Here is a 15,241-nt window from a genome sequence, read left to right as displayed (position 1 = left end):
CAATATGACGCCTACAAATTCATTAAATTGTAGGCGTCGATAGAGAATAACTACCAGACTCCCCAGCCTTCATAGTGCCGAGCCCAACCCGTGGGCGCTTGTACGAATCGCGCTTTTGTTACGCGCACAAAAAACCGGGCACTAGGCCCGGTTCTTCGTTACAGCTTGTCGTCTTACTCGGCGCTTACAGCTTCGCCGGCAGTAGCACGATCAACCAACTCGACATACGCCATAGGCGCGTTGTCGCCAGTGCGGAAACCGCACTTGAGGATGCGCAGGTAGCCACCCTCACGGGTAGCGTAACGCTTGCCCAGGTCGTTGAAGAGCTTACCAACGATAGCTTTCGAACGAGTACGGTCGAAAGCCAGACGGCGGTTAGCCAGGCTGTCTGTCTTGGCCAAAGTGATCAGCGGCTCAGCAACGCGACGCAGTTCTTTAGCTTTCGGCAGTGTAGTTTTGATCAGCTCGTGCTCGAACAGCGACACCGCCATGTTTTGGAACATGGCCTTGCGGTGCGAGCTGGTACGGCTCAGGTGACGACCACTTTTACGATGACGCATGGTTCATTCCTTACCAAACTCACGTTCGGTGATTACGACGATCAGGCAGTCGCCTTGTCGTCCTTCTTAAGACTTGCAGGCGGCCAGTTGTCGAGGCGCATGCCGAGGGACAGACCGCGGGAGGCCAGAACGTCCTTGATTTCAGTCAAGGATTTCTTGCCCAGGTTCGGAGTCTTCAACAGTTCTACTTCGGTACGCTGAATCAGGTCGCCGATGTAGTAAATGTTTTCCGCCTTAAGGCAGTTAGCCGAACGTACAGTCAGTTCCAGATCGTCAACCGGGCGAAGCAGGATCGGATCGATCTCGTCTTCCTGCTCGATTACCACTGGTTCGCTGTCACCTTTGAGGTCGACGAACGCAGCCAACTGCTGTTGCAGAATGGTTGCAGCGCGGCGAATAGCCTCTTCAGGATCCAGAGTACCGTTGGTTTCCAGATCAATAACCAGCTTGTCCAGGTTAGTACGCTGCTCGACACGGGCGTTTTCCACCACGTATGCGATACGGCGAACCGGGCTGAACGAAGAGTCAAGCTGCAAGCGACCAATGCTGCGGCTTTCGTCTTCATCGCTCTGACGCGAGTCGGCCGGTTCATAACCACGACCACGAGCTACGGTGAGCTTCATGTTCAGGGCGCCGTTAGACGCCAGGTTAGCGATTACGTGATCGGGGTTAACGATCTCGACATCATGATCCAGCTGAATATCGGCAGCGGTAACCACCCCCGAACCCTTCTTCGACAAGGTCAGCGTAACTTCGTCACGGCCGTGCAGCTTGATAGCCAGACCTTTAAGGTTCAACAGGATTTCAATTACGTCTTCCTGTACACCTTCGATGGCGCTGTACTCGTGGAGCACACCGTCAATCTCGGCCTCGACTACTGCACAGCCGGGCATTGAGGACAACAGGATGCGGCGCAGCGCGTTGCCCAGGGTGTGGCCAAAACCACGCTCGAGAGGCTCGAGAGTAATTTTGGCGCGGGTTGGACTGACAACCTGCACATCAATGTGGCGGGGTGTCAGGAACTCATTTACCGAAATCTGCATGGATGCACCTATTTTCTAGCCCTTACTTGGAGTAGAGCTCGACAATCAGGCTTTCGTTGATGTCGGCGGACAGATCACTGCGAGCAGGAACGTTCTTGAAAACGCCCGACTTCTTCTCAGTGTCTACTTCTACCCATTCTACGCGGCCACGTTGGGCACACAGATCGAGAGCTTGGACAATGCGAAGTTGGTTTTTTGCTTTCTCGCGAACTGCGACCACGTCACCAGCACGAACCTGGTAGGACGGAACGTTTACGGTCTGACCGTTAACGCTGATCGACTTGTGCGATACCAGCTGACGGGATTCGGCACGAGTCGAACCAAAGCCCATACGGTATACAACGTTGTCCAGACGGCATTCGAGCAGTTGCAGCAGGTTTTCACCGGTTGCACCTTTTTTGCCAGCAGCTTCTTTGTAGTAGCCGCTGAACTGACGCTCGAGAACGCCGTAGATACGACGGACCTTCTGCTTTTCACGCAGTTGGGTGCCGTAATCGGACTGGCGACCGCGGCGTTGGCCGTGGATACCAGGTGCTGCTTCAATGTTGCACTTCGATTCGATCGCGCGCACGCCGCTCTTCAGGAAGAGATCGGTGCCTTCGCGACGAGCGAGTTTGCATTTTGGACCAATGTAACGAGCCATTCTTTACAATCTCCTGGATTACACGCGGCGCTTCTTCGGCGGACGGCACCCGTTGTGCGGGATTGGCGTCACGTCGGTGATGCTGGCGATCTTATAGCCACAGCCGTTCAAAGCACGGACAGCAGACTCACGACCTGGACCTGGACCTTTGACGTTAACGTCGAGGTTTTTCAGGCCATATTCCAGCGCAGCTTGGCCAGCACGTTCAGCAGCTACTTGAGCAGCAAACGGGGTGGACTTGCGGGAACCGCGGAAACCCGAACCACCGGAGGTAGCCCAAGAAAGCGCGTTACCTTGACGGTCGGTGATGGTCACGATGGTGTTGTTAAAAGAAGCATGGATGTGGGCGATGCCATCAACCACTGTCTTTTTAACTTTTTTACGAGGACGAGCAGCAGGTTTTGCCATGATAATTTTCCTGTCGATTCGCTGGGGCGATTACTTGCGGATCGGCTTACGCGGACCTTTACGGGTACGCGCGTTAGTCTTGGTACGCTGACCGCGTACTGGAAGACCACGACGATGACGCAGACCGCGATAGCAACCGAGGTCCATCAAACGCTTGATTTTCATGTTGATTTCACGGCGCAGGTCACCTTCAGTGGTGAACTTCGCCACTTCGCCACGCAGCGATTCAATCTGCTCGTCGCTCAGATCCTTGATCTTAGCGGCTGGGTTTACCCCAGCAACTGCGCAAATTTTCTGCGCAGTAGTGCGACCAACACCATAGATGTAGGTCAGCGAGATAACAGTGTGCTTGTTATCTGGAATGTTAACGCCTGCAATACGGGCCATTCAGTGGGACTCCAATTGACAGCTACCTACGCCCCGGAAGCCAAGAAATAGGGCGCGAGATAATATCGCTGTAATAACAAATAATCAACCCGGCAGCGCACTAGCTGCCGGGCTTCAAGCGGATCACACTCAGCCTTGGCGCTGTTTGTGACGCGGTTCCGCGCTGCAAATTACTCGAACAACACCTTCGCGGCGAATAATCTTGCAGTTACGGCACAGCTTTTTCACCGATGCACGAACTTTCATCACCAACTCCTCGAACCTTATGGGGTACTCAGCGCAACATGCCGCTGCCGTAGCCCTTCAGGTTGGCTTTCTTCATCAGGGATTCGTACTGGTGCGAAACGAGGTGCGATTGTACTTGGGACATGAAGTCCATCACAACCACGACCACGATCAGCAACGAGGTCCCGCCAAGGTAGAACGGAACGTTTGCTGCCACCACCAGGAACTGGGGCAACAAGCACACGGCCGTCATATAGAGAGCACCGAACAGGGTCAAACGAGTCAGAACGCCATCAATGTAGCGCGCAGACTGCTCACCTGGACGGATGCCCGGAATAAAGGCACCGGACTTCTTCAGGTTTTCCGCTACGTCTTTCGGATTGAACATCAACGCCGTATAGAAGAAGCAGAAGAAAATAATCCCTGCACTAAACAGCAGAATATTCAACGGCTGACCAGGAGCGATCGACTGAGAGAGGTCCTGCAGCCAGCCCATATTTTCAGACTGACCAAACCAGGTACCCAACGAAGCCGGAAACAGCAAAATGCTGCTCGCGAAAATTGCCGGAATAACACCGGCCATATTCACTTTCAGCGGCAAGTGGCTTGTCTGCGCAGCAAAAACCTTACGGCCCTGCTGACGCTTGGCGTAGTGAACAGCAATACGACGCTGGCCACGCTCAATGAACACCACAAAACCGATAATCGCTACTGCCAGCAAACCGATGGCAACCAGGGCGAAAATGTTGATATCACCCTGACGTGCAGACTCGAAAGACTGCCCAATCGCTCTCGGAAGACCGGCGACGATACCTGCGAAAATCAACATCGAGATACCGTTACCAACACCACGCTCAGTAATCTGCTCACCCAGCCACATCATGAACATCGCACCAGCCACAAACGTGGATACCGCGACGAAATGGAAGCCAAAGTCACCAGTGAACGCAACGCCCTGCCCGGCCAGGCCAACGGACATGCCGATAGCTTGAACCAGGGCGAGGACAACAGTGCCGTAGCGGGTGTACTGGCTAATCTTGCGACGGCCAGCTTCACCTTCCTTCTTCAACTGCTCCAGCTGCGGGCTGACGGCGGTCATCAGTTGCATGATGATCGATGCCGAAATGTACGGCATGATCCCCAGTGCAAAGATGCTCATCCGCTCCAGCGCGCCGCCGGAAAACATGTTGAACAAGCTAAGAATGGTCCCCTCATTCTGTCGAAACAGGTCTGCGAGTCGGTCCGGGTTGATACCTGGAACCGGGATGTGTGCGCCTATTCGGTAGACGATAATCGCCAGGAACAGAAAACGCAGACGAGCCCAAAGTTCAGACATACCGCCTTTGCCGAGCGCTGAGAGAGCACCTTGCTTAGCCATTTATTCCTCGAACTTGCCGCCAGCTGCTTCGATAGCCGAACGCGCACCTTTGGTGGCGCCGATTCCCTTGCCGATAGTGACAGCGCGAGTCACTTCACCGGACAGCATGATTTTCACACGCTGTACGTTGACGTTGATCACGTTGGCATCTTTCAGGGTCTGCACAGTAACGATGTCGCCTTCCACTTTAGCCAGCTCGGACAGACGCACTTCTGCGCGGTCCATGGCTTTCAGGGATACGAAACCGAACTTAGGCAGGCGACGATGCAGCGGCTGTTGACCGCCTTCAAAGCCTGGAGCGATGGTACCACCGGAGCGGGAGGTTTGACCTTTGTGGCCACGGCCACCAGTCTTACCCAAACCGCTACCGATACCACGGCCCGGACGATGCTTTTCGCGACGGGAACCCGGCGCTGGACTCAGATCATTGAGTTTCATCGATTAACCCTCTACACGCAGCATGTAGTAAGCCTTGTTGATCATCCCGCGATTCTCGGGAGTATCCTGGACTTCTACAGTGTGACCGATGCGACGCAGACCCAGACCTTTAACACACAGTTTGTGGTTAGGGATGCGGCCGGTCATGCTTTTGATCAGCGTTACTTTAACGGTAGCCATGATCAGAAGATCTCCTTGACAGTCAGGCCACGCTTGGCAGCGATGGACTCAGGAGATTGCATAGCTTTCAAACCTTTGAAAGTGGCGTGAACCACGTTTACCGGGTTAGTCGAGCCATAGCACTTGGCCAGAACGTTCTGAACGCCAGCAACTTCGAGGACAGCACGCATAGCGCCGCCAGCGATGATACCGGTACCTTCAGAAGCAGGCTGCATGTACACCTTCGAAGCGCCATGGGCGGACTTCATTGCGTACTGCAGAGTGGTGCCGTTCAGATCAACTTGGATCATGTTGCGACGAGCAGCTTCCATTGCCTTCTGGATCGCGGCAGGCACTTCACGTGACTTGCCACGGCCGAAGCCAACGCGCCCTTTACCATCACCAACCACGGTCAACGCGGTGAAAGTGAAGATACGGCCGCCTTTAACGGTTTTGGCTACGCGGTTAACTTGAACCAGCTTCTCAATGTAGCCTTCGTCGCGCTTTTGGTCGTTATTTGACATAACTTAGAACTCCAGCCCAGCTTCACGAGCAGCATCAGCCAGCGCTTTCACGCGACCGTGGTACTTGAAGCCAGAGCGGTCGAAAGCCACTTGCGAGACGCCAGCGGCCTTAGCACGCGTAGCGACCAGCTGGCCAACCTTTGTGGCCGCGTCGATGTTGCCAGTGGCACCATCACGCAGTTCTTTATCCAAAGTCGAGGCGCTTGCCAGGACTTTGTTGCCGTCGGCCGAGATGACCTGGGCGTAGATGTGCTGCGACGAGCGGAACACGCAGAGACGCACGACTTCGAGTTCGTGCATTTTCAGGCGTGCTTTGCGAGCGCGACGCAGTCGAGTAACTTTTTTGTCGGTCATTTGCTATGCCCTACTTCTTCTTGGCTTCTTTACGACGGACGACTTCGTCCGCGTAGCGCACACCTTTGCCTTTGTACGGCTCTGGTGGACGGAAGTCGCGGATCTCAGCGGCCACTTGACCTACCAGCTGCTTATCGATGCCCTTGATCAGGATATCGGTCTGGCTAGGGGTCTCAGCAGTGATGCCCGCTGGCAGTTCGTAATCCACAGGGTGCGAGAAGCCAAGGGCCAGGTTCAAAACCGTGCCTTTTGCTTGCGCTTTGTAACCAACACCGACCAGCTGGAGCTTACGCTCGAAGCCTTGGCTTACGCCTTGGACCATGTTGTTTACCAACGCACGCGTGGTACCGGCCATTGCGCGAGTTTGTTGATCGCCATTGCGAGCAGCGAAACGCAGCTCACCAGCTTCTTCAACGATCTCAACGGACGAATGGATGTTCAGTTCAAGAGTACCCTTGGCACCCTTCACCGAAAGCTGTTGGCCTGCGAATTTGACTTCGACACCGGCTGGCAGCTTAACGGGGTTCTTAGCGACGCGAGACATGCTTATCCCCCCTTAGAACACAGTGCAAAGAACTTCGCCGCCGACACCGGCAGCGCGCGCAGCACGATCCGTCATCACACCTTTGTTGGTGGAGACGATAGACACGCCCAGACCGCCACGAACTTTCGGCAGATCTTCAGCGGACTTGTACTGACGCAGGCCTGGACGGCTAACGCGCTTCACTTCCTCGATGACCGAACGGCCTTCGAAGTACTTCAGCTCGATGGACAGCAGTGGTTTGGTTTCGCTGCTGATCTGATAACCCGCAATGTAGCCTTCGTCTTTCAGGACTTTGGCAACAGCTACCTTCAACTTGGAAGATGGCATGCTTACGACGGACTTTTCAGCCATCTGGGCATTACGGATACGAGTTAGCATGTCCGCTAACGGGTCCTGCATACTCATGGGCTAGACGCTCCTAATACAAAAAAATTAGCCTTGCGGCTACATATGTCGCCGAGAATCTCCGGGCATAGAAAACACGGGCTCAGGCGAGCCGGGTATTCTAGACACACTCCGGAAATGAAACAAGCCCCAAAAGGGGCTTGTTCCAGATTCAAGGTCACCGGTGGTCGTTATCTTGCGATGCCGACCACCTGGACTCTGAAAGTACTTACCAGCTGGCTTTAACCAGACCTGGTACGTCACCACGCATTGCCGCTTCACGCAGTTTGTTACGGCCGAGGCCGAACTTGCGGTAAACGCCGTGTGGACGACCGGTCAGGCGGCAGCGGTTACGCATGCGCGAGGCGCTTGCGTCACGTGGCTGCTTCTGCAGAGCTACTGTAGCTTCCCAACGCGCTTCTGGACTTGCGTTCAGATCAACGATGATTGCTTTCAGTGCTGCACGCTTCTTGGCGTACTTGGCAACCGTGAGCTGACGCTTCAGCTCGCGGTTTTTCATGCTCATCTTGGCCATGGTCCTACTCCAATCAGTTGCGGAACGGGAATTTGAAAGCACGCAACAGGGCGCGACCTTCATCATCGTTCTTGGCAGTGGTGGTCAGGGTGATGTCCAGACCGCGGAGAGCATCGATCTTGTCGTAGTCGATTTCCGGGAAGATGATCTGCTCTTTCACGCCCATGCTGTAGTTACCACGACCATCGAAGGACTTGGCATTCAGGCCGCGGAAGTCGCGAACCCGAGGCAGGGAGATCGACAGCAGACGATCCAGGAATTCGTACATACGCTCACGGCGCAGAGTCACTTTGACGCCGATCGGCCAACCTTCACGGACTTTAAAGCCAGCGATGGATTTCCGAGCGTAAGTCACAACGACTTTTTGACCGGTGATCTTTTCCAGGTCAGCAACAGCGTGCTCGATGACTTTTTTGTCGCCGATCGCTTCGCCCAGACCCATGTTCAGGGTGATTTTGGTGACGCGCGGAACTTCCATCACGTTCCCGAGCTTAAGTTCTTCCTTAAGCTTGGGGGCGATTTCCTTCCGGTAAATCTCTTGTAGTCGTGCCATGGTCTTATCTACCTAGCAGTGTTCAAGCATCAACCGCTTTTTGGGTCGACTTGAAGACACGAATTTTCTTACCGTCTTCTACTTTGAAACCAACGCGGTCAGCCTTGTTGGTTTCGCCGTTGAAGATGGCGACGTTAGAAGCGTGCAATGGCGCTTCTTTCTCGACGATACCGCCCTGTACGCCCGACATCGGGTTAGGCTTGGTATGACGCTTGACCAGGTTCAGACCACCAACGACCAGACGGTCGTCAGCGAGAACCTTCAGCACCTTACCGCGCTTACCTTTGTCTTTGCCGGCGATCACGATGATCTCGTCGTCACGACGAATCTTTTGCATGTCGGATCTCCTTACAGCACTTCTGGGGCGAGCGAGACGATCTTCATGAACTTCTCAGTACGAAGTTCACGGGTCACTGGCCCAAAGATACGGGTGCCGATCGGCTCTTGCTTGTTGTTCAGAAGAACAGCAGCGTTGCCATCAAAGCGGATAATGGAGCCATCAGCACGGCGTACGCCGTGACGAGTGCGGACTACAACAGCAGTCATCACTTGGCCTTTTTTCACTTTACCGCGAGGAATTGCTTCCTTCACGGTAACTTTGATGATGTCACCGATACCAGCGTAACGACGATGGGAGCCACCCAGCACCTTGATGCACATAACACGGCGAGCGCCGCTGTTATCGGCCACATCGAGCATGGATTGAGTCTGAATCATATAATTTCTCCGACCCCTAGTCCTTAGACTTCCACAGCGCGTTCGAGAACATCAACCAGTGCCCAAGACTTGGTCTTGGCCAGCGGACGAGTTTCACGAATAGTGACTTTGTCGCCGATGTGGCACTGATTGGTTTCGTCGTGCGCGTGCAGCTTAGTCGAACGCTTAACATATTTACCGTAGATCGGGTGCTTAACGCGACGCTCGATCAGAACGGTGATGGTTTTGTCCATCTTGTCGCTGACAACACGGCCAGTCAGCGTACGGACAGTCTTTTCGGCTTCAGCCATGATCACTTACCTGCCTGCTGGTTGAGCACAGTCTTCACGCGAGCGATGTCACGCTTAACTTGCGAGAGCAGATGAGACTGCCCCAACTGGCCAGTTGCTTTCTGCATACGCAGATTGAACTGGTCGCGCAGCAGGCCGAGCAGTTGCTCGTTCAGCTGCTGTGCGGATTTTTCACGAAGTTCATTCGCTTTCATCACATCACCGTCCGTTTAACAAAGGAGGTGGCGAGCGGCAGCTTTGCAGCAGCCAGGGCGAAAGCCTCACGCGCCAGCTCTTCAGAAACACCCTCGATTTCATACAGGACTTTGCCTGGCTGAATCTGGGCTACCCAGTATTCCACGTTACCCTTACCTTTACCCATCCGAACCTCGAGAGGTTTTTTGGAGATCGGCTTGTCCGGGAATACACGGATCCAGATCTTGCCGCCACGTTTTACGTGACGGGTCAGAGCACGACGCGCTGACTCGATCTGACGAGCGGTGAGACGACCACGAGCTACAGACTTCAGCGCGAACTCGCCGAAGCTGACTTTGCTACCGCGCTGAGCCAGACCACGGTTGTGGCCTGTCATCTGCTTGCGGAACTTCGTACGCTTAGGTTGCAACATTTGGCGTACCCCTTACTTAGCAGCTTTTTTACGAGGCGCTGGTGCTTGTGGTTTCAGTTCTTCTTGGCGACCACCAATTACTTCGCCTTTGAAGATCCAAACCTTTACACCGATCACACCGTAAGTGGTGTGAGCTTCGTAGTTGGCATAGTCGATGTCGGCACGCAGGGTGTGCAGTGGCACACGACCTTCGCGATACCATTCAGTACGTGCGATTTCAGCACCGCCGAGACGACCGCTCACTTGGATTTTGATGCCTTTGGCACCAATGCGCATGGCGTTCTGTACAGCGCGCTTCATAGCGCGACGGAACATTACGCGACGCTCCAGCTGCTGAGCTACGCTCTGCGCAACCAGCATACCGTCGAGTTCCGGCTTGCGGATCTCTTCGATATTGATGTGCACAGGCACACCCATTTGCTTGGTCAGGTCCTGACGCAGTTTCTCAACATCTTCACCTTTCTTCCCGATAACGATACCTGGACGAGCGGTGTGGATGGTGATACGTGCAGTTTGCGCCGGACGATGGATATCGATACGGCTTACGGACGCGCTTTTTAGTTTGTCTTGGAGATACTCACGCACCTTCAGATCAGCGAACAAATAGTCCGCATAAGTCCGACCGTCTGCGTACCAGACGGAGGTGTGCTCCTTGACGATTCCCAGGCGAATGCCAATGGGATGTACTTTCTGACCCATCTCTTCGACTCCGTTACTTGTCAGCAACCTTGACAGTGATATGGCAAGACCGCTTGACGATGCGATCAGCACGGCCTTTGGCACGTGGCATGATGCGCTTCAGCGAACGCCCTTCGTTGACGAAAACGGTGCTGACCTTCAGGTCATCAACGTCTGCGCCTTCGTTATGCTCGGCGTTGGCTACGGCCGACTCCAGCACTTTCTTCATGATCTCGGCGGCTTTCTTACTGCTGAAAGCCAACAGGTTGAGCGCTTCGCCCACCTTCTTCCCGCGGATCTGGTCGGCGACCAAGCGGGCTTTCTGGGCGGAGATTCGAGCGCCCGACAACTTAGCGGCTACTTCCATTTCCTTACCCCTTAACGCTTGGCTTTCTTGTCTGCCACGTGCCCACGATAAGTGCGGGTACCGGCAAACTCGCCTAGTTTGTGGCCGACCATGTCTTCGTTCACGAGAACTGGGACGTGCAAGCGACCGTTGTGTACAGCGATGGTCAGACCGACCATTTGTGGCAGGATCATCGAACGACGCGACCAGGTCTTAACTGGTTTGCGATCGTTCTTTTCCGCCGCCACTTCGATCTTCTTCAGTAGGTGAAGATCAATAAAAGGACCTTTTTTCAGAGAACGTGGCACTGTCGTATCCCTCTATTTACTTGCGACGACGGACGATCATTTTGTCGGTACGCTTATTACCACGAGTCTTCGCGCCCTTAGTCGGGAAGCCCCATGGCGATACCGGATGACGACCACCAGAGGTACGACCTTCACCACCACCGTGTGGGTGGTCAACCGGGTTCATGGCAACACCACGAACGGTTGGGCGAACGCCACGCCAGCGTTTGGCACCAGCTTTACCCAGCGAACGCAGGCTGTGCTCGGAGTTCGAGACTTCGCCCAGGGTCGCGCGGCATTCAGCCAGCACTTTACGCATCTCACCAGAACGCAGACGCAGGGTCACGTAGACACCTTCACGAGCGATCAGCTGAGCCGAAGCACCAGCGGAACGAGCGATTTGCGCGCCTTTACCTGGCTTCAATTCGATGCCGTGTACGGTGCTACCAACTGGAATGTTGCGCAGTTGCAGAGCGTTGCCCGGCTTGATCGGTGCCAAAGCACCTGCGATCAGCTGGTCGCCAGCGCTCACGCCTTTAGGGGCGATGATGTAGCGACGCTCGCCATCTGCGTACAGCAGCAGAGCGATGTGAGCAGTACGGTTTGGATCGTATTCGATACGCTCGACAGTGGCAGCGATGCCATCTTTGTCGTTGCGACGGAAGTCGACCAGACGATAATGCTGCTTATGGCCACCACCGATGTGACGAGTGGTAATGCGACCATTGTTGTTACGACCACCAGACTTCGATTTTTTCTCGAGCAGCGGTGCGTGAGGAGCGCCTTTATGCAGCTCCTGGTTGACCACCTTGACCACAAAACGGCGGCCAGGGGAAGTCGGTTTGCATTTAACGATTGCCATGATGCACCCCTTCCTTACTCAGCACTGCTGCTGAAATCGAGATCTTGGCCTGGCTGAAGGGAGATAACTGCCTTCTTCCAGTCATTACGCTTGCCCAGACCGCGAGCAGTGCGCTTGCTCTTACCCAGAACATTCAGGGTAGTAACACGCTCTACTTTCACGCTGAACAGGCTTTCGACGGCCTTCTTGATTTCCAGCTTGGTTGCGTCAGTTGCAACCTTGAAAACGAACTGGCCTTTCTTGTCAGCCAGAACCGTAGCCTTTTCGGAAACGTGCGGGCCAAGCAGAACTTTAAATACGCGTTCCTGGTTCATCCCAGCAGCTCCTCGAATTTCTTCACGGCCGACACGGTGATCAACACCTTGTCGTATGCGATCAGACTAACTGGATCGGAACCTTGCACGTCACGTACATCAACGTGTGGCAGGTTGCGAGCAGCCAGGTACAGGTTCTGATCAACAGCTTCAGACACGATCAAAACATCGGTCAGGCTCATGTTGTTCAGTTTGCCCAGCAGATCTTTGGTTTTCGGGCTTTCAACAGCGAAGTCCTGAACCACGACCAGACGGTCAGTACGCACGAGTTCAGCAAGGATGGAGCGCAGAGCTGCGCGGTACATCTTCTTGTTGAGCTTCTGCGAGTGATCCTGAGGACGAGCTGCGAAAGTGGTACCGCCGCCACGCCAGATTGGGCTACGGATAGTACCGGCACGAGCACGGCCAGTGCCTTTCTGACGCCAAGGGCGCTTACCGCCACCACGTACGTCGGAACGGGTCTTTTGCTGCTTGCTACCTTGACGGCCGCCGGCCATGTAGGCCACGACTGCTTGGTGAACCAGCGTCTCGTTGAATTCGCCGCCAAATGTCAGTTCGGAAACTTCGATCGCTTGAGCGTCATTTACATTTAATTGCATGTCAGCTTCCCCTTAACCGCGAGCCTTGGCCGCTGGACGTACAACCAGGTTGCCGCCAGTAGCGCCAGGAACAGCACCCTTGACCAACAACAGATTGCGTTCAGCGTCGACGCGCACTACTTCGAGGGACTGCACGGTCACGCGCTCAGCGCCCATATGACCGGACATTTTTTTGCCCTTGAATACACGACCAGGAGTCTGGCACTGGCCAATAGAGCCCGGGACGCGGTGGGAAACGGAGTTACCGTGAGTGTTGTCTTGGCCACGGAAATTCCAACGCTTGATCGTACCCTGGAAGCCTTTACCTTTGGACTGACCGGTTACATCAACCAGTTGACCAGCGGCGAAGATTTCAGCGTTGATCAGATCGCCAGCCTGGTAGTCGCCGTCTTCAAGACGGAACTCCATAACAGTACGACCAGCTGCAACGTTTGCTTTAGCGAAGTGACCTGCTTGAGCAGCAGTCACGCGCGAAGCACGACGCTCGCCGACAGTGACTTGCACTGCACGATAGCCATCGGTTTCTTCAGTTTTGAACTGGGTGACGCGATTCGGCTCGATCTCAATGACCGTGACCGGAATGGAGACACCTTCTTCGGTGAAAATACGGGTCATACCGCATTTACGACCGACTACACCAATAGTCATGTTGTAAACCTCATGAGTGTACGGGGCTTTCACCCGCTATGGCCGCCCATTTCAGAGCGTTACACGACTAAGACCCGAGTCTTAGCCGAGGCTGATCTGTACTTCCACACCGGCCGCCAGATCGAGCTTCATAAGTGCATCAACGGTTTTATCCGTTGGCTGGACGATGTCCAGTACGCGCTTATGAGTACGGATCTCGTACTGGTCACGCGCGTCTTTGTTGACGTGCGGGGAGACCAGAACGGTGAACCGCTCTTTACGGGTAGGCAGTGGAATTGGACCACGCACTTGTGCACCAGTACGTTTCGCGGTTTCCACGATTTCCTGGGTGGATTGGTCGATCAGGCGATGGTCAAAAGCCTTCAACCTGATACGGATTTGCTGATTTTGCATTGGATTTCAGACTCCGGCTGCTATTCCCAGCGAGCGCAATACGCCCGTTAAAAGGAGGCGCAATTCTATAGACGGCCCTGATAGGTGTCAACCCAATAAAAAAGGCCCCCGCTGAGCGGGGGCCTTTTCAAAACATCAGAGCTATCTCAGAAGAGATAATTACTCGATGATTTTAGCTACAACGCCAGCACCAACGGTACGGCCGCCTTCACGGATTGCGAAACGCAGACCGTCTTCCATAGCGATGGTTTTGATCAGGGTGACAACCATTTTGATGTTGTCGCCTGGCATTACCATTTCTACGCCTTCCGGCAGTTCGCAGTTACCAGTTACGTCGGTAGTACGGAAGTAGAACTGTGGACGGTAGCCTTTGAAGAACGGAGTGTGACGACCGCCTTCTTCTTTGCTCAGAACGTACACTTCAGCTTCGAACTTGGTGTGCGGCTTAACCGAACCTGGCTTAACCAGAACCTGGCCACGCTCAACGTCGTCACGCTTGGTACCACGCAGCAGAACGCCGCAGTTCTCGCCAGCACGACCTTCGTCGAGCAGTTTGCGGAACATTTCAACACCGGTGCAGGTGGTGACGGTAGTGTCACGCAGACCAACGATTTCCAGTGGATCTTGAACCTTAACGATACCGCGCTCGATACGACCAGTTACAACAGTACCGCGACCGGAGATCGAGAATACGTCTTCGATTGGCATCAGGAACGGCTTGTCGATAACACGGACTGGATCTGGGATGTAGCTGTCCAGAGTCTCAACCAGTTTACGAACGGACGTGGTGCCCATTTCGTTGTCGTCTTTGCCTTCCAGAGCCATACGAGCAGAACCGATGATGATCGGAGTGTCGTCGCCTGGGAAGTCGTAAGTGCTCAGCAGATCGCGCACTTCCATCTCAACCAGTTCCAGCAGCTCAGCGTCGTCTACCAGGTCAGCCTTGTTCAGGTAAACCACGATGTACGGAACGCCTACCTGACGGGACAGCAGGATGTGCTCACGGGTTTGTGGCATCGGACCATCAGCGGCCGAGCAAACCAGGATTGCGCCGTCCATCTGGGCAGCACCGGTGATCATGTTCTTCACGTAGTCAGCGTGACCTGGGCAGTCAACGTGAGCGTAGTGACGGATCAGCGAGTTGTATTCAACGTGCGCGGTGTTGATGGTGATACCACGAGCTTTCTCTTCTGGCGCGCTGTCGATTTTATCGAAATCAACGATTGCGGAACCGAAAACTTCGGAGCAAACGCGAGTCAGAGCAGCAGTCAGAGTGGTTTTACCGTGGTCAACGTGACCGATGGTGCCAACGTTGACGTGCGGTAGGGAACGATCAAATTTTTCTTTAGCCACGACAATTAACTC

Annotated in this window: 29 protein-coding genes; all 29 read right to left on the bottom strand. The window is 54.4% G+C overall.

Annotation, left to right across the window (positions count from 1 at the left end):
- Positions 1-173: 173 nt before the first annotated feature.
- The 29 genes from rplQ to tuf all read right to left on the bottom strand — a co-directional run bounded on the left by rplQ (position 174) and on the right by tuf (position 15,229).
- A complete protein-coding gene (rplQ, locus tag AC0IYN_RS13705) occupies positions 174-560 on the bottom strand; it encodes a 50S ribosomal protein L17 (protein WP_007918448.1) in 387 nt (128 codons plus the stop codon).
- A gap of 41 nt (positions 561-601) precedes the next feature.
- Positions 602-1,603, bottom strand: a complete 1,002-nt coding sequence (locus AC0IYN_RS13700) for a DNA-directed RNA polymerase subunit alpha (RefSeq protein ID WP_003176403.1) — start codon at positions 1,601-1,603, stop codon at positions 602-604.
- Positions 1,604-1,625: 22 nt separating this feature from the next.
- Positions 1,626-2,246, bottom strand: a complete 621-nt coding sequence (gene rpsD, locus AC0IYN_RS13695) for a 30S ribosomal protein S4 (RefSeq protein WP_003176404.1) — start codon at positions 2,244-2,246, stop codon at positions 1,626-1,628.
- A gap of 18 nt (positions 2,247-2,264) precedes the next feature.
- The gene (gene rpsK, locus AC0IYN_RS13690; RefSeq protein WP_002555466.1) at positions 2,265-2,654 is read right to left on the bottom strand and encodes a 30S ribosomal protein S11; all 390 of its coding nucleotides are present in this window, start codon (positions 2,652-2,654) and stop codon (positions 2,265-2,267) included.
- Between the two features lie 30 nt (positions 2,655-2,684).
- Positions 2,685-3,041, bottom strand: a complete 357-nt coding sequence (gene rpsM, locus AC0IYN_RS13685) for a 30S ribosomal protein S13 (protein WP_076964124.1) — start codon at positions 3,039-3,041, stop codon at positions 2,685-2,687.
- A gap of 129 nt (positions 3,042-3,170) precedes the next feature.
- Positions 3,171-3,287, bottom strand: coding sequence for a 50S ribosomal protein L36 (gene rpmJ / locus AC0IYN_RS13680; protein WP_002555468.1), 117 nt, complete (start codon positions 3,285-3,287; stop codon positions 3,171-3,173).
- A 28-nt stretch (positions 3,288-3,315) separates the two neighbouring features.
- Positions 3,316-4,644 (bottom strand): preprotein translocase subunit SecY, encoded by a 1,329-nt coding sequence (gene secY, locus AC0IYN_RS13675; protein ID WP_003194637.1) that lies wholly within the window; start codon positions 4,642-4,644, stop codon positions 3,316-3,318.
- Entirely contained in the window at positions 4,645-5,082 is a 438-nt protein-coding gene (gene rplO, locus AC0IYN_RS13670) for a 50S ribosomal protein L15 (protein ID WP_003176407.1), read from the bottom strand.
- A 3-nt stretch (positions 5,083-5,085) separates the two neighbouring features.
- Complete coding sequence (gene rpmD, locus AC0IYN_RS13665) at positions 5,086-5,262, bottom strand: 50S ribosomal protein L30 (protein WP_003176408.1); 177 nt, start codon at positions 5,260-5,262, stop codon at positions 5,086-5,088.
- A gap of 2 nt (positions 5,263-5,264) precedes the next feature.
- Positions 5,265-5,765 carry a 30S ribosomal protein S5 gene (rpsE, locus tag AC0IYN_RS13660; RefSeq protein ID WP_003176409.1) on the bottom strand — a complete coding sequence of 167 codons (501 nt, stop codon included), beginning with the start codon at positions 5,763-5,765 and terminating at the stop codon, positions 5,265-5,267.
- A gap of 3 nt (positions 5,766-5,768) precedes the next feature.
- Positions 5,769-6,119, bottom strand: a complete 351-nt coding sequence (gene rplR / locus AC0IYN_RS13655; RefSeq protein ID WP_003186037.1) for a 50S ribosomal protein L18 — start codon at positions 6,117-6,119, stop codon at positions 5,769-5,771.
- 10 nt (positions 6,120-6,129) lie between these two features.
- Positions 6,130-6,663 carry a 50S ribosomal protein L6 gene (gene rplF, locus AC0IYN_RS13650; RefSeq protein WP_003194640.1) on the bottom strand — a complete coding sequence of 178 codons (534 nt, stop codon included), beginning with the start codon at positions 6,661-6,663 and terminating at the stop codon, positions 6,130-6,132.
- 12 nt (positions 6,664-6,675) lie between these two features.
- A complete protein-coding gene (gene rpsH / locus AC0IYN_RS13645; protein ID WP_010566853.1) occupies positions 6,676-7,068 on the bottom strand; it encodes a 30S ribosomal protein S8 in 393 nt (130 codons plus the stop codon).
- Positions 7,069-7,276: 208 nt separating this feature from the next.
- A complete protein-coding gene (gene rpsN / locus AC0IYN_RS13640; RefSeq protein ID WP_003176414.1) occupies positions 7,277-7,582 on the bottom strand; it encodes a 30S ribosomal protein S14 in 306 nt (101 codons plus the stop codon).
- 13 nt (positions 7,583-7,595) lie between these two features.
- Entirely contained in the window at positions 7,596-8,135 is a 540-nt protein-coding gene (rplE, locus tag AC0IYN_RS13635) for a 50S ribosomal protein L5 (RefSeq protein WP_003194642.1), read from the bottom strand.
- A 22-nt stretch (positions 8,136-8,157) separates the two neighbouring features.
- Positions 8,158-8,472 (bottom strand): 50S ribosomal protein L24, encoded by a 315-nt coding sequence (gene rplX / locus AC0IYN_RS13630; RefSeq protein WP_007896770.1) that lies wholly within the window; start codon positions 8,470-8,472, stop codon positions 8,158-8,160.
- An 11-nt stretch (positions 8,473-8,483) separates the two neighbouring features.
- On the bottom strand, positions 8,484-8,852 hold the full coding sequence (rplN, locus tag AC0IYN_RS13625; protein WP_002555479.1) for a 50S ribosomal protein L14: 369 nt from the start codon (positions 8,850-8,852) through the stop codon (positions 8,484-8,486).
- A 23-nt stretch (positions 8,853-8,875) separates the two neighbouring features.
- Positions 8,876-9,142 carry a 30S ribosomal protein S17 gene (gene rpsQ, locus AC0IYN_RS13620; protein WP_003176419.1) on the bottom strand — a complete coding sequence of 89 codons (267 nt, stop codon included), beginning with the start codon at positions 9,140-9,142 and terminating at the stop codon, positions 8,876-8,878.
- A gap of 2 nt (positions 9,143-9,144) precedes the next feature.
- Positions 9,145-9,336, bottom strand: a complete 192-nt coding sequence (rpmC, locus tag AC0IYN_RS13615; RefSeq protein WP_002555481.1) for a 50S ribosomal protein L29 — start codon at positions 9,334-9,336, stop codon at positions 9,145-9,147.
- Complete coding sequence (gene rplP / locus AC0IYN_RS13610; protein ID WP_003176421.1) at positions 9,336-9,749, bottom strand: 50S ribosomal protein L16; 414 nt, start codon at positions 9,747-9,749, stop codon at positions 9,336-9,338. Before rplP ends, rpmC begins: the two co-directional genes overlap by 1 nt.
- Before the next feature lie 12 nt (positions 9,750-9,761).
- Positions 9,762-10,448 carry a 30S ribosomal protein S3 gene (rpsC, locus tag AC0IYN_RS13605; RefSeq protein ID WP_003176422.1) on the bottom strand — a complete coding sequence of 229 codons (687 nt, stop codon included), beginning with the start codon at positions 10,446-10,448 and terminating at the stop codon, positions 9,762-9,764.
- Between the two features lie 13 nt (positions 10,449-10,461).
- Positions 10,462-10,794: a 50S ribosomal protein L22 gene (gene rplV, locus AC0IYN_RS13600; RefSeq protein ID WP_003103908.1), complete on the bottom strand. Its 333-nt coding sequence runs from the start codon at positions 10,792-10,794 to the stop codon at positions 10,462-10,464.
- Positions 10,795-10,805: 11 nt separating this feature from the next.
- The gene (gene rpsS, locus AC0IYN_RS13595) at positions 10,806-11,081 is read right to left on the bottom strand and encodes a 30S ribosomal protein S19 (protein ID WP_003232420.1); all 276 of its coding nucleotides are present in this window, start codon (positions 11,079-11,081) and stop codon (positions 10,806-10,808) included.
- A gap of 16 nt (positions 11,082-11,097) precedes the next feature.
- Positions 11,098-11,922 (bottom strand): 50S ribosomal protein L2, encoded by an 825-nt coding sequence (gene rplB / locus AC0IYN_RS13590; RefSeq protein WP_003186055.1) that lies wholly within the window; start codon positions 11,920-11,922, stop codon positions 11,098-11,100.
- Positions 11,923-11,936: 14 nt separating this feature from the next.
- Positions 11,937-12,236 (bottom strand): 50S ribosomal protein L23, encoded by a 300-nt coding sequence (gene rplW / locus AC0IYN_RS13585; RefSeq protein ID WP_002555488.1) that lies wholly within the window; start codon positions 12,234-12,236, stop codon positions 11,937-11,939.
- The gene (gene rplD, locus AC0IYN_RS13580) at positions 12,233-12,835 is read right to left on the bottom strand and encodes a 50S ribosomal protein L4 (RefSeq protein WP_003176424.1); all 603 of its coding nucleotides are present in this window, start codon (positions 12,833-12,835) and stop codon (positions 12,233-12,235) included. The genes rplW and rplD overlap by 4 nt, the downstream gene beginning before the upstream one ends.
- Before the next feature lie 12 nt (positions 12,836-12,847).
- On the bottom strand, positions 12,848-13,483 hold the full coding sequence (gene rplC / locus AC0IYN_RS13575) for a 50S ribosomal protein L3 (RefSeq protein ID WP_003194649.1): 636 nt from the start codon (positions 13,481-13,483) through the stop codon (positions 12,848-12,850).
- Between the two features lie 81 nt (positions 13,484-13,564).
- A complete protein-coding gene (rpsJ, locus tag AC0IYN_RS13570; protein ID WP_003186070.1) occupies positions 13,565-13,876 on the bottom strand; it encodes a 30S ribosomal protein S10 in 312 nt (103 codons plus the stop codon).
- Positions 13,877-14,035: 159 nt separating this feature from the next.
- Positions 14,036-15,229 carry an elongation factor Tu gene (tuf, locus tag AC0IYN_RS13565; protein ID WP_003176426.1) on the bottom strand — a complete coding sequence of 398 codons (1,194 nt, stop codon included), beginning with the start codon at positions 15,227-15,229 and terminating at the stop codon, positions 14,036-14,038.
- Between the last annotated feature and the right edge of the window lie 12 nt (positions 15,230-15,241).

The sequence above is a fragment of the Pseudomonas sp. AC112 genome, from assembly GCF_979253545.1.
This window is presented reverse-complemented; position numbering and strand designations above follow the sequence as displayed.